At 58.6% G+C, this 645-nt stretch carries 1 protein-coding gene; it reads right to left on the bottom strand.

Features of this window, described 5'->3' with window-relative positions:
• Window positions 1–152 precede the first annotated feature (152 nt).
• Window positions 153–476, bottom strand: a complete 324-nt coding sequence (locus AAE045_RS23685; protein ID WP_157267051.1) for a hypothetical protein — start codon at window positions 474–476, stop codon at window positions 153–155.
• Window positions 477–645: the final 169 nt, after the last annotated feature.

The raw sequence follows: 645 nt of genomic DNA on the forward strand, positions 1-645 counted from the left end.
CGATCAACCGCCGCGAAACGATGCTGTTCGATGCCACCTCACAGCAGGCCGACGACCCGCGCGGTGGCGAGCGTCGTCTCTATCAGCAGGCCCCCTTCATCCAACGAGGCACATTCTGATGCGTATGCCACTCGACAGCGTCTTCCAACGGCCTACGGCCAGCCGGGGCGAAGGTCATAGGTGACTTTGCGCGCTCGAAGGAGGTCGCTCTTTTGGATACCGAGGTGTTGGACAGCGTAGTCGACGGCCGCGGTGAGTTCGTCAAAGCTCATTCGCAGATGAAGTGAGTATAGATCGACGGCGTCCTCGTACTTTTCCAGGTAGCGGTCCAAGCCCAGATTGTACCGGTCGCCACTCAGCATGAGAAAGAACTCCTGATGCGCCGGTTCACCTGATTCTAGGTAGTCGACGTTGATCCAGATACGCGTCCTGCTATGAAGCATCGCCTTGATCGTTGCAATGTCGCTATTTTTCATCACTGAGAAGTGGCAGCGTCAGCTGACGGGGAGGACCGTTTCAGTGGCGATACTAGCGCGTTGCGGCCGTGCGACTGCCGCGACCACTGGCGTTGCTCGCTGGGACGTGCCCACGAGGTGACGCTTTAGACGACAAATACCGGCAGGTCGCCGACGTGTTGCATTCCAC

The sequence above is a fragment of the Dryocola clanedunensis genome (genome assembly GCF_038405435.1).
Taxonomy (GTDB): Bacteria; Pseudomonadota; Gammaproteobacteria; order Enterobacterales; family Enterobacteriaceae; genus Dryocola; species Dryocola clanedunensis_A.